The organism is Microbacterium sp. NPDC058062 (genome assembly GCF_042885375.1).
In the GTDB taxonomy this organism is placed as follows: domain Bacteria; phylum Actinomycetota; class Actinomycetes; order Actinomycetales; family Microbacteriaceae; genus Microbacterium; species Microbacterium trichothecenolyticum_C.
This window is the reverse complement of sequence record NZ_JBHVSC010000004.1, coordinates 141,387-153,907: the sequence shown is the minus strand read 5'-3', so window position 1 is coordinate 153,907 and position 12,521 is coordinate 141,387. Positions and strand designations below refer to the sequence as shown.

14 protein-coding genes are annotated in these 12,521 nt (G+C 71.1%); 10 read left to right on the top strand and 4 right to left on the bottom strand.

Annotation, left to right across the window (positions count from 1 at the left end):
- Nucleotides 1-4: 4 nt before the first annotated feature.
- Nucleotides 5-790: a PspC domain-containing protein gene (locus ACFVSU_RS14055; RefSeq protein ID WP_387143927.1), complete on the bottom strand. Its 786-nt coding sequence runs from the start codon at nt 788-790 to the stop codon at nt 5-7.
- 116 nt (nt 791-906) lie between these two features.
- Here ACFVSU_RS14055 and ACFVSU_RS14050 point away from each other — a divergent pair, with 116 nt between their 5' ends.
- Entirely contained in the window at nt 907-2,199 is a 1,293-nt protein-coding gene (locus ACFVSU_RS14050) for a PspC domain-containing protein (RefSeq protein WP_387143924.1), read from the top strand.
- Entirely contained in the window at nt 2,192-2,872 is a 681-nt protein-coding gene (locus ACFVSU_RS14045) for a LuxR C-terminal-related transcriptional regulator (RefSeq protein WP_387143921.1), read from the top strand. Before ACFVSU_RS14050 ends, ACFVSU_RS14045 begins: the two co-directional genes overlap by 8 nt.
- A 45-nt stretch (nt 2,873-2,917) precedes the next feature.
- Here the strand turns inward: ACFVSU_RS14045 and ACFVSU_RS14040 are convergent, their stop codons facing one another.
- Nucleotides 2,918-3,607, bottom strand: coding sequence for a GntR family transcriptional regulator (locus ACFVSU_RS14040; RefSeq protein WP_387143919.1), 690 nt, complete (start codon nt 3,605-3,607; stop codon nt 2,918-2,920).
- A gap of 8 nt (nt 3,608-3,615) precedes the next feature.
- Nucleotides 3,616-4,005: a YccF domain-containing protein gene (locus ACFVSU_RS14035; protein ID WP_387143917.1), complete on the bottom strand. Its 390-nt coding sequence runs from the start codon at nt 4,003-4,005 to the stop codon at nt 3,616-3,618.
- A 68-nt stretch (nt 4,006-4,073) separates the two neighbouring features.
- On the opposite strand from ACFVSU_RS14035, the gene ACFVSU_RS14030 reads away from it, so the two are divergent.
- Both ACFVSU_RS14030 and ACFVSU_RS14025 read left to right on the top strand, forming a co-directional pair.
- Nucleotides 4,074-4,955: a CHAD domain-containing protein gene (locus ACFVSU_RS14030; protein ID WP_387143915.1), complete on the top strand. Its 882-nt coding sequence runs from the start codon at nt 4,074-4,076 to the stop codon at nt 4,953-4,955.
- Nucleotides 4,956-5,032: 77 nt separating this feature from the next.
- Nucleotides 5,033-7,486, top strand: coding sequence for an ATP-dependent helicase (locus ACFVSU_RS14025; RefSeq protein ID WP_387143912.1), 2,454 nt, complete (start codon nt 5,033-5,035; stop codon nt 7,484-7,486).
- A gap of 40 nt (nt 7,487-7,526) precedes the next feature.
- On the opposite strand, the gene ACFVSU_RS14020 is transcribed toward ACFVSU_RS14025, so the two are convergent.
- Nucleotides 7,527-8,135, bottom strand: coding sequence for a MerR family transcriptional regulator (locus ACFVSU_RS14020; RefSeq protein ID WP_387143909.1), 609 nt, complete (start codon nt 8,133-8,135; stop codon nt 7,527-7,529).
- Nucleotides 8,136-8,214: 79 nt separating this feature from the next.
- Here ACFVSU_RS14020 and ACFVSU_RS14015 point away from each other — a divergent pair, with 79 nt between their 5' ends.
- From ACFVSU_RS14015 to ligD, 6 genes are all read left to right on the top strand, one after another.
- A complete protein-coding gene (locus ACFVSU_RS14015) occupies nt 8,215-8,631 on the top strand; it encodes a hypothetical protein (protein ID WP_387143906.1) in 417 nt (138 codons plus the stop codon).
- Nucleotides 8,632-8,698: 67 nt separating this feature from the next.
- Complete coding sequence (locus ACFVSU_RS14010) at nt 8,699-9,886, top strand: SseB family protein (protein WP_387143903.1); 1,188 nt, start codon at nt 8,699-8,701, stop codon at nt 9,884-9,886.
- A gap of 86 nt (nt 9,887-9,972) precedes the next feature.
- Nucleotides 9,973-10,344, top strand: a complete 372-nt coding sequence (locus ACFVSU_RS14005; protein ID WP_387143900.1) for an ArsR/SmtB family transcription factor — start codon at nt 9,973-9,975, stop codon at nt 10,342-10,344.
- The gene (locus ACFVSU_RS14000; RefSeq protein WP_387143897.1) at nt 10,341-10,817 is read left to right on the top strand and encodes an SRPBCC family protein; all 477 of its coding nucleotides are present in this window, start codon (nt 10,341-10,343) and stop codon (nt 10,815-10,817) included. The genes ACFVSU_RS14005 and ACFVSU_RS14000 overlap by 4 nt, the downstream gene beginning before the upstream one ends.
- A gap of 3 nt (nt 10,818-10,820) precedes the next feature.
- On the top strand, nt 10,821-11,417 hold the full coding sequence (locus ACFVSU_RS13995; RefSeq protein WP_387143894.1) for a dihydrofolate reductase family protein: 597 nt from the start codon (nt 10,821-10,823) through the stop codon (nt 11,415-11,417).
- A gap of 42 nt (nt 11,418-11,459) precedes the next feature.
- Nucleotides 11,460-12,503, top strand: coding sequence for a non-homologous end-joining DNA ligase (gene ligD, locus ACFVSU_RS13990; protein WP_387143891.1), 1,044 nt, complete (start codon nt 11,460-11,462; stop codon nt 12,501-12,503).
- Nucleotides 12,504-12,521 lie beyond the last annotated feature (18 nt).

The window sequence follows — 12,521 nt, the reverse complement described above, 5'->3', positions numbered from 1 at the left end:
GTTTTCAACGCCCACCAGGGAATACGCTTGGGAACTTTGTCTGGTGGGCTGGTTTTTTTTTATAACACACACCCCAAACCGACCCGGGACGGGTCGGGGACCCGGCGGGCCCCCCCCCGGCGGCACCCGCGATGCCCGCGGCGTCGGCCGCGAGAGGGGAGGCCGCGTCCGCACCCGAATGCGACGCGACCGGGGCGGGCGGCGCGGAAGCCATCGGCGCACCCGCCCGGGAGGGCCGGCCGGCCTGAGCCGCCCGGACGATGAAGTACACGGCCGTGCCGATGAGCGCGAGGGCGAGGATCACTCCGATGCCGCCGAACGGCGAGCCGAGGTCCCAGATGCCCGAGCCGTCCCACGCCCACGGGGCGAACCCGGTGAGCGCCCACAGCGGCCACATCAGGATGTTGCGCAGCCACGGCACGACGGGGACGAACCCGACGACGGCCAGGATGAAGACGCCGGTCATCGCGGCGTCGTAGCGGCCCTGGAAGAGCTCGCGCAGGTGGATGCGCCCGCTCGTGTCGGGAAGCAGCGCCCACGCGATCGCGTAGACCAGCAGCGCCGGGAATCCGAAGAGCGCCACCACGACGAAGATGCCGCGCACGATGATCGGGTCGATCCGCAGCCGCGCCGCGAGGCCGCCGCAAACTCCGCCGAGCCAGCCGTCAGCCCGCACGATGCCGAGGCCCTCCACCCACGAGAAGAACCGGTCCGTGCCAGTCGGCAGCCCCGGAGGGGCGGTCGGCGGCGGTCCCGGATCGGTGGGGGGAGCGGTGGTCGTGTCGGTCATGGTTCCACCCTGGCGGCCGCCGCGAGAGGCTCGCTATGGGGTGATCCCCTGATGCGTCCCTGATCTCCGCTCGGGATCGTGGCTCGGGGGTCGGGCACGATGATTGGATTGTCGGCATGCCCCTCCCCACGACGTCGACGCACGCCGCGGGCGTGGCGCCGTCGCCGACACCGCCGGAGCCGCCGCCGCTGCGTCGTCCGCGTGACTGCGCCGTCTCCGGAGTCTCGGCGGGACTCGCCCGCCACCTGGGCTGGCCGCTGTGGGTCGTGCGCGCCGCGTTCGTCGTGCTGACCGTCGTGTGGGGCGCGGGCGCGCTGCTCTACGCGTGGCTGTGGGTGTTCGTGCCGTGGGACGACCCGCGGACGGGTGCTGCCACCCCGGCCGCGTCCGCGCACGACGTGCCGACGCGTCGAGTGCCCGTGGCCTGGCTGCTCACCGGGGCCGCGATCGCGGTCGCGCTGGTGACGATGGCTGCGATCGTCCTGTTCGGGGCGAACGGCGTCGTCGGGGCGTCGCTGCCCGGATGGGTGGGAGGTGTGGTCCTCGCGACCGCGCTCGCGGTCGCGGCCGGCGCCTGGGCGACGCTCGTCGACCGGCGCGACCCCGCGCGCGGCCCGCGGCACGAGAACGTCGTGCGCATCGTGGTGACGGTGGCCCTGATCCTGCTGCTGCTCACGCAGCTCTCGGCGCTGCGGCAGACCGGCGTCGCAGGGTTCGTGATCGCGCTGGTGCCCATCGTGGGGATCCTGCTCGTGTACTCGTCGATCCTCGTGGACCGCTGGCGCGAGCTCTCGGGGGAGCGCGTGCGGCGCATCCGCGAGGAGCAGCGCGCCGAGATGGCCGCGCACCTGCACGATTCGGTGCTGCAGACGCTCGCCCTGATCCAGAACCGCGCGGGTGCGTCGAGCGAGGTCGCACGCCTGGCCCGCGCCCAGGAGCGCGAGCTGCGCGCGTGGCTCTACGACGGCGACGCCCCCGCCGACAGCGATCTGCCGACCGACCTGCGCGATTACGCCGCGGCGCTCGAGCTCGACTATCCGGTGCGCATCGACGTCGTCTCGGCGGGGCTTCCGGCCGAGCGCGCGAGCGGCGAGGTCGCTGCGGCCTCGCGCGAGGCGATGCTGAACGCGGCCCGCCACGCCGGCGGCGACGTGTCGGTCTACATCGAGGGCAACGCGAACGCCGTCGACGTGTACGTGCGCGACCGCGGCCCCGGGTTCGACCTCGACGACATCCCGGACGACAGGCTCGGCATCCGTCAATCCATCCTCGGCCGTATGCGCCGGGCGGGCGGCTCGGCGACCATCCGGCGGGGAGCGAGCGGCGGCACCGAGGTGCACCTGCGGTTCTCCACGAACCCCTCGCCCGACACCGGGCCCGCATACTCCCGGGAGGGGAGCCGTGGCTGAACGCACCGTGCGCGTCGTGATCGTCGACGACCACTCGATCTTTCGCTCGGGCCTGCGTGCCGACCTCGACGCGTCGGTCGAGGTGGTCGGCGAGGCGGCCGACGCAGCGTCCGCGGTGGCCGTCATCGCAGCGACGGCTCCCGATGTCGTGCTGCTCGACGTGCACCTGCCGGCCGGGGCGGGCGCGGCATCCGGTCCCGATGCGGCCGGAGGCGAAGCCGTGATCCGCGAGGCTGCCCCGTCCGTGCCGTCCACGAGGTTCCTGGCTCTCAGCGTGTCGGATGCCGCGGAGGACGTCGTGCGCGTCATCCGCGCCGGCGCCCGCGGGTACATCACGAAGGGGTCGTCTGGCGCGGAGGTGAGCAGCGCGGTCCACGCGGTCGCCGACGGAGACGCCGTCTTCTCACCGCGCCTCGCGGGCTTCGTGCTCGACGCCTTCGGCGCCGCCGTCGGCGAGACCGCGACGACCAACGACGAGCTCGACCGCCTGTCTTCGCGCGAGCAGGAGGTGATGCGGCTCATCGCCCGCGGCTACGCCTACAAGGAGGTCGCCGCCGAGCTCTTCATCTCGATGAAGACCGTCGAATCGCACGTCTCCGCGGTGCTGCGCAAGCTGCAGCTCTCGTCACGGTACGAGCTCACGGCTTGGGCGTCGGCACGCCGACTGCTGTGATGAATCGGATGCTGCGGGCCGCGGCATCCTGTCCCCTCCGGCGTTTCAGTCCTCGTCGCCGAACATGATCTCGTGGCAGAGGGCGCGGCTCGTGTCCACGTGGCGCAGCGCGACGTCGGCCGCCGCTTCGACATCGCGCTTGGCGAGGGCCTCGACCAGCTCCCGATGCTCGCGGAGCAGGATCTCGGGTGACCGGTTCTGGCGGAGTACCCAGTGGAGCCGGCCTTCGAGCGGCTCGAGGGTCGACGCCAGGATGCGGTTGTGCGCCATGCGCGGAAGGGCGTCGTGGAAGGCCTGGTTCAGCTCGGCGATCGCACCGAGGTCGCCCCGCGCGAGCGCGGCGTCGGCGTCGTCGGCGATGGCGGCGAGCGCCTCGATCTCCGCATCCGTCGCCCGCGCGCTCGCGAGGCGCGCGCACTGCACGTCGAGGGCGACGCGCACGTCGAACAGGTCGTCGACGTCCTCCTTCGCCAGCACAGTGACGATGACGCCGCGCCGCGGCACCTCCTGCACGAACCCCTCGCCCTTGAGGAGGGTGAGCGCTTCGCGCACGGGGACGCGTGAAACGCCCATCTCCTCGGCGAGCACCCGCTCCACCAGGCGGTCGCCCGGGACGAAGTCGCCGCGCACGATGCGGTCGCGGAGGAGATCCCGCACGCGTTCGCGCAGCGGCTGATGCGTCGCGCCGATCGTGGCGTCGGCCGCTGTGCCGGCGGATGAGGGCTGGGGAGTCACGGGCGGGCTCAGACCGGCTGCAGCGAGCGGCTGTCGACGATGACCTTGCCGAGGGGCATGAGCGAGATCGGGACGAGCTTGAAGCTCGCGATGCCCAGCGGGATGCCGATGATCGTGATGCACAGCGCGACGCCCGTGATGATGTGGCCGATCGCCAGCCACCAGCCGGCCAGGATCACCCAGACGACGTTGCCGAGGAACGAGCCGACGCCCGACGTCGGCTTGTCGACGATCGTGCGGCCGAACGGCCAGAGGGCGTAGAGGCCGATGCGGAACGAGGCGATGCCCCACGGGATGGTGAGGATCAGGATGCACAGCACCACCCCCGCCAGCATGTAGCCGAGGAACATCCAGAAGCCCGACAGCACGAGCCAGATGATGTTGAGGAGGGTGCGCATGAGGTCCATCTTGCCCACTCCCGGCTGAAAGCTCTCCCCGGCCAGCCCCCGAGTCTTAGGCTCGGGGGATGCGCAGGTCGCGGAAGAACCCCACCGTCGGGGAGGTCCTGGGAGAGATCCTGCGCCGCGCGGCGGCCGAGGTCGAGGACAGCGCCGCCGCAGCCCTGGCCGACGAGCCCGACGGCGTGCATCAGCACCGCGTGCGGGTGCGGCGGCTGCGCAGCGTGCTCGGGGGATTCCGCGAGGCGCTCGACGCCCGGGCTGCCGAGCGCGTCCGGGTCGCCTACGCCGAGTGGGGGCGTGAGCTCGGCGTCGTGCGTGACATCGAGGTGCGCGCCGACGTCGCGGAGCATCTGCTGGAGCGCGCCGAGATCGACGACCCGGCGGTCGTGCATCGGCTCGTCGAGAGCCAGCGCGAGGCCTACCCCGTCGCTCACGAGCGACTCGTGGAGCTCGCGCGCTCGCCGCGGGCGGAGAAGCGCGCGCGACTGCTGCGGGAGTTCGTCGACTCGGCGGTCGTCGCCGAGCCGGATCGGTCCGCAGCCGACGTGCTCGCCGCCGTGCTCGCGACGCAAGCGCGGCGCGTCGAGAAGGCCGAGGGCCGCCTCGACGGCTCGGACGAGGCGCACCACGAGCTGCGCAAGGCCGCACGCCGCACCCGGTATGTCGCCGAGGCGATCGCCGACGTGGCACCAGACCTGTTCCCCCAGCAGGTCGAAGCCATCGCTGACGCCGGCGACGACCTGCACGACGCGCTCGGCGCGCACCGCGACGCGATGCTCCTCGCGCGCCGGGTGTCCCACGAGGGCGCGCTCGCCGGCCGGGCCGGCGAGCTGTCCGACGCGTACGAGACGATCGCCGGCCTCGCACGCGAGGAGGCGGAGGAGCGACTGGATGAGGTGCCCTCCGCGCTGCGGAAGCTGAAGGAGGCTGCGTCGCGGCTGCCGTGACGCACAGCATCCTTCCGCCCTCGCGGCGGGAAGCGGACGGCGTGGGTGTCGGCGCGCGCGCCTAGACTTGACGGGCAATGACGGACGCCAGCACCCCCAGCATCGTCGGCAGAGACATCGGCCCTCGGGCCCCCGGCGCACGCCCCGACGACGACCTGCTCGAAGGGCTCAACCCGCAGCAGCGGGAGGCCGTGACCTACCGCGGGCAGGCACTGCTCATCGTGGCCGGCGCGGGCTCGGGCAAGACCAGCGTGCTGACGCGGCGTATCGCGTCGCTGCTGCGAGGCCGCGAGGCGTGGCCGAGTCAGATCCTGGCCATCACGTTCACCAACAAGGCCGCCGGTGAGATGCGCGAGCGCGTCGAGCACCTGATCGGCGACTCGGCGCGCGGCATGTGGATCTCGACCTTCCACTCCGCGTGCGTGCGCATCCTGCGGCGCGAGGCCGAGCAGTTCGGCTTCACCAAGTCCTTCACGATCTACGACTCGGGCGACTCGCGCGCGCTCATCAAGCGCCTCGTCAAGGAGCACGAGGCCGACGCGTTCGGCCTCACACCCGCGGCCACGCAGTCGAAGATCTCGCGGCTCAAGAACGAGCTGGCGGATGCCGAGTCCTACGCCCGCACGGCCAACATGAGCGACCCTGCCGAGCGTGTGTTCGTCGAGTTGTTCGGCGCGTACCAGCGGGAGCTGCAGAAGGCGAACGCCTTCGACTTCGACGACCTCATCGGGCAGACGGTGTTCCTGTTCCGCGCGTTCCCGCAGGTCGCCGATGTGTACCGGCGCCGGTTCCGGCACGTGCTGGTCGACGAGTACCAGGACACCAACCACGCGCAGTACGCGCTCATCCATGAGCTGACGCGTCCACCCGGATCGGATGCCGCGCCCCTCGCCGCATCGGGCGGCATGATGATCTTCGAACCGGAGCCCGCCGCCGAAGAGGGCGCGTCGCTTACCGTCGTCGGCGACTCCGACCAGTCGATCTACGCGTTCCGCGGCGCCGACATCCGCAACATCAGCGAGTTCGAGAAGGACTACCCGGGCGCCAAGGTCGTGCTGCTCGAGCAGAACTACCGGTCGACGCAGAACATCCTGTCGGCCGCGAACGCCGTCATCAGCCACAACTTCGACCGCAAAGACAAGAAGCTGTGGACCGACGTCGGCGAGGGTGAGCAGATCGTCGGCTTCACGGGCTACTCGCAGCACGACGAGGCGCAGTTCGTCGCCGACGAGATCGAGGCCCTGCGCCGGGCCGGCGTGGACTACTCGCAGGTCGCGGTGTTCTACCGCACCAACTCGCAGTCGCGTGCGCTGGAAGAGATCTTCATCCGCTCCGCGCTGCCCTACAAGATCATGGGCGGCACGAAGTTCTACGAGCGCGCCGAGATCAAGGACGCCCTGGCGTACCTCGTCGCCGTCGCCAACCCGGCCGACGAGATGGCGATGCGCCGCATCATCAACCGCCCGCGCCGCGGCATCGGCGACGTGACGATCGAGACGATCTCGCGGTACGCGGCCGACCAGCAGATCACGTTCCGCGACGCGCTCGCGAACTCATCGGCGCTGGGCGTCGGCCCCAAGATCCAGGCGGCCGTCGCGCATCTCGACGCGGTGCTGGCCGAGGCATCCGAGATCATGCTTCCGGCGTCGGGCGAGCTCCCCCCGCCGACCGCAGTCGCCGAGGGTCTGACGCTGCTGCTCAACAAGAGCGGCTACTACGACGCGCTGCGCGCCAGCAAGGACGCGCAGGACGAAGCGCGCATCGAGAACCTCGACGAGATGGTGGCCGTGGCGCGCGAGTTCGCGCGCAACAACCCCGAGGGCACCTTGCTCGACTTCCTGACCGAAGTGGCCCTCGTGTCGGATGCCGACGACCTCGAGGACGCCTCGGGCTCGGTGTCGCTCATGACGATGCACACGGCGAAGGGCCTCGAGTACGACGCCGTGTTCGTCACCGGTGTCGAAGAGGACCTCATCCCGCATCGCATCTCGGCGGGGGAGCCTGGCGGTCCCCAGGAGGAGCGTCGGCTGTTCTACGTGGGCATCACCCGTGCCCGCAAGCGCCTGTACCTGTCGCTCGCGATGACCCGCGCGCAGTTCGGCGAGGTCACGGTGGCGATGCCGAGCCGGTTCCTGCAGGAGATCCCGGCCGAGCTGCTGCACTGGCGCCAGTCGCCGGGCGACGTGAACTCGCGAGGCGGAACGCAGTCGCGCGCGCTGAACGCGCGCCGGGGGTCGGGCTCCGGCTTCGGCGGTTCGGGCGGTCGGCGCTACGGTGATGACCTGGTGCCGCTGGCACGGCGCGAGCCGTCGGGCAACCTCGAGCGGTTCGCGAACAAGATCCCCGCCAAGGTGCGCGACAACGGCGACCTCGAGCTGGCGCCCGGCGACCGCATCCGTCACGACGACTTCGGCGAGGGCCGCGTCGACGCCGTCACCGGCGAGGGCGCGAAGCGCGTCGCCCACGTGCGGTTCGACTCCGCCGGCCCGAAGAAGCTGCTGATCAAGATCGCCCCGATCTCGAAGCTCTGACGCGGTGGCTCGTTCTCGGGTGCAACCCGGGGTGGGCTGATCAGCGATCGCTGCCCTCGACGAGCAGGTGGTGGTGGGCCAGGCGGCGGAGCGCGAGCATCACCGGCTCGTACAGCGCGGTGCCGAGCACCGCATAGGGAACCGCCTCGGCGCGGGACATGCCGGCCATCGGCGCGAGCTCCTCGGTCGCGACCTGGCGCATCGCGTCGCTGTAACGGCGGAGCACGGTGGGGGAGGCATCCAATCCCGCCGCCTCCAGGGCTCGCAGCGCCTCGTCGAGCTGGGGGACCGCGGTGAAGTCGGGGTCATACGTGAGGCCGAGTTCGTCGATGGCCGCCCGTGCTCGCGGATAGTCGTCGCGGTCGGACTCGACGTATGGGGGAAGCGCGCTCACCGCGCGCCCGAGGGTCGCGATGGGGTCGTCCTCCGGGGCGTCGATGAGCGCGAGGATGTCGCGCACGCGTGACAGGGGGAGTCCGCGCACGTCAGCGAGGGCGCTGATGAGCCTCAGGCGAGTCAGGTGCTCCTCGCCGTACTCGGCGCGCGTCGTCGAGAGCGCCTCGCCCCGCGGCAGCATGCCCTCGCGGATGTAGAACTTCACGGTGGCCACGGGGACCCCGCTGCGCTCCGACAGCTCCGAGATCTTCATGAGGCGGCCCCCTAGGTCTTGACATTGGATACTATAGCTATCCAATATTGGAGAGCGAAACTATCCAACGGAGGTCACGATGGATCCGATCCTCACGATCGTCGCCGGAGCGACGATCCTCACCGTCATCGGCATCATGTCGGGCGGCACCTTCCTGCTGCGGATCGCGACGCGCGGTCTGCCCTTCAACGGGCTGCAGAAGTCCTTCTTCCGCGCCGGGCACGCACACGCCGGCGTGCTCGTGATCCTGGGGCTCGTGAGCCTCCTCCTGGTGTCGGCGGTCGGCGTCCCCATGCCGTGGCAGTGGGCGTCGGTCGGCGTGCTCGCGAGCGCGCTTCTCATCCCCGGCGGATTCTTCCTGTCGGTGCTGGGACGCGATCCGCAGCGCCCCGGTCGCGCGATCGCTCTCCTGTGGGGCGGCGTCGTCGTGCTCGCGGCATCCCTTCTCGCCGTCGGCATCGGGGTGATCGTCGCCGGGGTCTCCGCGCTGAGCTGACCTGTGGAGGTGCCGAGTCGCATCTGATCCGGAGGGACGCGTCGCCGCGGCGGGTTAGGCTCGCACAATGGCCTTGTTCTCGCGCCGTCCGAAGAAGCCCGCCGAGCAGCCGCCGACCTCCCCCGAGCCCGCACAGGCTGAGGACGTCGCGGCCGAGATCGCACCCGATGGAGCGGTCGCTCCCTCCGCATCTGCGGAGGCTCCGGCAACGGATGCGCCCGTTTCCGAGGCGGAGGCTGCCACCCCGGATGCCGGCACCGCGCCCGGAGCGCCCGCTGAGGACGCGGCGACGGATGCTGCAGCCTCCGTGTCCATCTCCGTCTCATCGTTCGGCGGGCTCGGGGTGTCTCCTGCGGCGTCTCAGCCGGTTCAGCCGGCCCAGCCGCGCGAGCCGCAGGCCGACGAGACCGTCCCGCCGGGACCGCAGCCGCGCATGGGTGTGCGGGAGTGGATGCGCACGGCGCCTGAGCAGACCGAGACGGTGCCGGGGCTGCGCGACAACGTTCTGCTGCGTGCCGCGCTCGGGCGGATCGGCGACGCTCCGGCGTCGCAGGCGCTGCTCGACGTCGCGCGGCAGCTGATGCAGGGGCATCTGTTCCTGCGGGTCAAGGGCGACGCCCGGGCGCTCCTCGCCGAAGGCAAGGGGCTTCCGCTCGCGATCGCGAACTCCGGGGAGCGCACCTTCGCCCTGGTCTACTCGAGCGGCGCCGCGCTCCAGGCGAGCGTCAAGGCAGACGGCGACGTCGAGACGTCGGCGATGGGTCAGCCCGTGCTCACGGTGCTGCGGCACGTGTTCGCCAGTTCCTATGACGGGATCATCATCGACCCCGCGTCCGCGCCGTCTCGCGCCGTGCTCCCGAAGGAGCTCCTCGAGCGGGCCGTCGAGCAGGCCGATCCGCAGCTGACGGTGAAGACCCTGCTCGCGGCGGAGCGCACCCCCGAGATGAACGGGAAGGTGGCGGAGGCGCTCACCCGTGTGCCGCTGTGGGTCGCGGTGGGGGTCGCCGAGAGCGGCGCGCCCGGCCTGGCGGAGGGGCGCGATGCGGAGGGGCGTCGCTTCCTCGAGGTGTACTCGCACCCGCTCGAGATCGCCGTCATGGGTCGTGGTGACAACGCCGGTCCGATCACCGGGGCACAGCTCGCGAAGGCGCTGCGCAGCGACGACGGGATCACCGGGGTGGTCGTCGACCCCGCGGGGCCCTGGATCCGGCTCAGCCGCGAGGACCTCGCGCCGGTGCTCGCTCTCGCCGACTGAGGGTTCCCGTCGGGCGAGGGGTTGACACGCGCTCGTCCGTGCGTACTCTATTCAACATAAACGTTGATAAAGGGATGCGTTGAGCAATGGACGATGACCGACTCGATCGAGCGTTCGTGGCGCTCGGCGACCCGGTGCGCCGTGCGATCATCGCGCGCCTGAGCCGCGGCCCGGCCACGGTGGGGGAGCTCGCCGAGCCGTTCCCGATCACGATGCAGGCGGTCTCGCGCCACATCCGGGTGCTCGAAGACGCCGGGCTCGTGACGAGGTCGCGCGATGCACAGCGCCGGCCGGTTCACCTCGACGCCGCGGCGCTCGAGCAGCTCACCGCGTGGATCGACCGCTACCGGATCGACGCCGAGCGCGCGTACCGGCGGCTGGACGCGGTGCTCGCGGCGGCAGCATCCGATCACTCGAAACCCCCTCGCACGACCGACACGAAGGAGAAGGAATCATGAGCAACCCGCTCATCATCGAAGCCGTTCCGGGGACGTCGTATGCCGACATCACGCGGGAGTTCGACGCTCCCGTCGCGGCGCTGTTCCGGGCGCACGCCGATCCCGAGCTGTTCCAGCAGTGGATCGGACCGGGCGAGGAGCGCACCGAGATCACCCACTGGGATTTCCGCACCGGCGGCGGCTACCGCTTCGTGCAGCGCGACAAGGATGGCGAGTACGCGTTCCGCGGCGTCTTCCACACGGTGCGCGAGAACGAGCTGATCATCCAGACGTTCGAGTTCGAGGGCTGGCCCGACGAGGTCAGCGTCGACTGCATCCGCTTCGAGGCGCTCGAGGGCGGCCGGTCGCGGATCGTCGACCACAGCGTGTTCTCGACCGTCGAGGTGCTCGAGAACATGCAGTCCGAGGGCATGGAGCGTGGCATGCGCGAGGGCTACGACAAGCTCGACGAGATCCTCGCCGCGGAGGGCTGACCCGTGGGCAAGGTGGTGACGTCGGCGTCGATGTCGCTGGACGGCTTCGTCGCGCACGAGAACAACGATCCGGGGCGCCTGTTCGACTGGTACGAGGCCGGCGACGTCGAAGTGCTCACCGCGAGTGAGCCGGCCGCGTTCCACCTCACCGAGACCAGCGCCGACTACTGGCGCAGCTTCATCGGGGAGCTCGGATGCCTCGTGGTCGGCCGCCTGCTGTTCGACATCACCGACGGGTGGAGCGGCGTGCACCCGCTCGGCGTGCCGTTCGTCGTGCTCACGCACGAGGCGCCGACCGGCTGGGCCCATGCCCACACGGGGAACGCGCACTTCGTCACCGACGGGATCGAGGCCGCCGTCGCGAAGGCCCGGGAGCTGGCGGGCGACAAGACGGTCGCGGTGGCCGCGGGCACGGTCGCGGGCCAGGCACTCGCGGCCGGGCTCGTCGACGAGGTCGCGATCGACCTCGTGCCGGTCGTGCTCGGCACCGGTCACGCGTACTTCGCAGAGGTCGATGCCGCCGCCGTGAAGCTCGGAGACCCCACGGTCATCGTGCCGAGCACGCGCGTGACGCACATGGTGTTCCCGGTCGAGCGGTGAGCGGGGTGACGGATGTCGCGGACGCCCGCTAGCGTCTGATCCATGGCGTCCCCGCGGATCACCCTCACCGTGCCCGGCCCCGACGGCGATCGCGAGGTGGGGATCTCGAATCCCGACCGGGTGATCTGGCCGGAGGTCGGCATCACGAAGCGCGAGCTCGCGGAGTACCTCGTCGCGGTGCGGGAGCCCTTCCTCGCCGCCAACGGCGACCGCCCGGTCTCGCTCGAACGGTTCCCCGAGGGCGTCGACGGTGAGCGGTTCTACTCGAAGAACCCCCCGAAAGGGGCGCCGGCCTTCGTCGAAGCCCAGACCGTGACGTACAACAGCGGGCGGCGGCATCCGCAGATCATCCTCACCGAGATCGCCGCGGCCGTCTGGGCCGTGCAGATGAACACGATCGTCTTCCACCCGTGGGCGTCGCTGACGGCGAACACCGACAACCCGGTCGAGCTGCGCATCGACCTCGATCCGCAGCCCGGAACGGATTTCAGGGATGCTGCCGCCGTCGCCCCCGCGATGCGCGACGTGCTCGCCGAGGCGGGTCTGACGGCGTTCCTCAAGACCAGCGGCAATCGCGGCATCCACGTGTTCTGCCCGATCGAGCCGGAGTGGGAGTTCCTCGACGTGCGGCACGCGGTCATCGCCGCCGGCCGCGAGCTCGAGCGGCGCCTGCCCGACAAGGTGACGATGAACTGGTGGAAGGAGGAGCGCGGCGAGCGCATCTTCATCGACTTCAACCAGGCGAACCGCGACCGCACGATGGCCGGCGCCTACAGCCCGCGGGCGCTGCCGAGCGCGACCGTGTCGACGCCGCTCACGTGGGACGAGCTGGAGGCCGGGGTCGACCCGTCCGCGTTCACGGTGCGGACGGTTCCGCAGCGCCTGGCCGACGTCGGCGACCCGTGGGCGGACCTGCTCGCGAAGCCGGGGCGCATCGACACGCTGCTGGAGTGGTGGCAGCGCGACCTCGACGACGGACTCGGCGAACTGCCGTTCCCTCCGGACTTCCCGAAGATGCCCGGCGAGCCGCCGCGCGTGCAGCCGAGCCGCAAGAACGAGGCGAACTGGCCGAAGGACGAGGGCTGAGGGGCCACACCCGGTCAC

Excerpts from the sequence above, each read along its gene's own strand:
- ACFVSU_RS14010 (WP_387143903.1), top strand. The coding sequence starts at position 8,699 with ATGGCCTTGTTCTCGCGCCGTCCGAAGAAGCCCGCCGAGCAGCCGCCG.
- ACFVSU_RS14030 (WP_387143915.1), top strand. The coding sequence starts at position 4,074 with ATGCGCAGGTCGCGGAAGAACCCCACCGTCGGGGAGGTCCTGGGAGAG.
- ACFVSU_RS14055 (WP_387143927.1), bottom strand. The coding sequence starts at position 790 with ATGACCGACACGACCACCGCTCCCCCCACCGATCCGGGACCGCCGCCG.
- ligD (WP_387143891.1), top strand. The coding sequence starts at position 11,460 with ATGGCGTCCCCGCGGATCACCCTCACCGTGCCCGGCCCCGACGGCGAT.
- ACFVSU_RS14005 (WP_387143900.1), top strand. The coding sequence starts at position 9,973 with ATGGACGATGACCGACTCGATCGAGCGTTCGTGGCGCTCGGCGACCCG.
- ACFVSU_RS14035 (WP_387143917.1), bottom strand. The coding sequence starts at position 4,005 with ATGCGCACCCTCCTCAACATCATCTGGCTCGTGCTGTCGGGCTTCTGG.
- ACFVSU_RS14025 (WP_387143912.1), top strand. The coding sequence starts at position 5,033 with ATGACGGACGCCAGCACCCCCAGCATCGTCGGCAGAGACATCGGCCCT.
- ACFVSU_RS14020 (WP_387143909.1), bottom strand. The coding sequence starts at position 8,135 with ATGAAGATCTCGGAGCTGTCGGAGCGCAGCGGGGTCCCCGTGGCCACC.
- ACFVSU_RS14015 (WP_387143906.1), top strand. The coding sequence starts at position 8,215 with ATGGATCCGATCCTCACGATCGTCGCCGGAGCGACGATCCTCACCGTC.
- ACFVSU_RS14050 (WP_387143924.1), top strand. The coding sequence starts at position 907 with ATGCCCCTCCCCACGACGTCGACGCACGCCGCGGGCGTGGCGCCGTCG.
- ACFVSU_RS14000 (WP_387143897.1), top strand. The coding sequence starts at position 10,341 with ATGAGCAACCCGCTCATCATCGAAGCCGTTCCGGGGACGTCGTATGCC.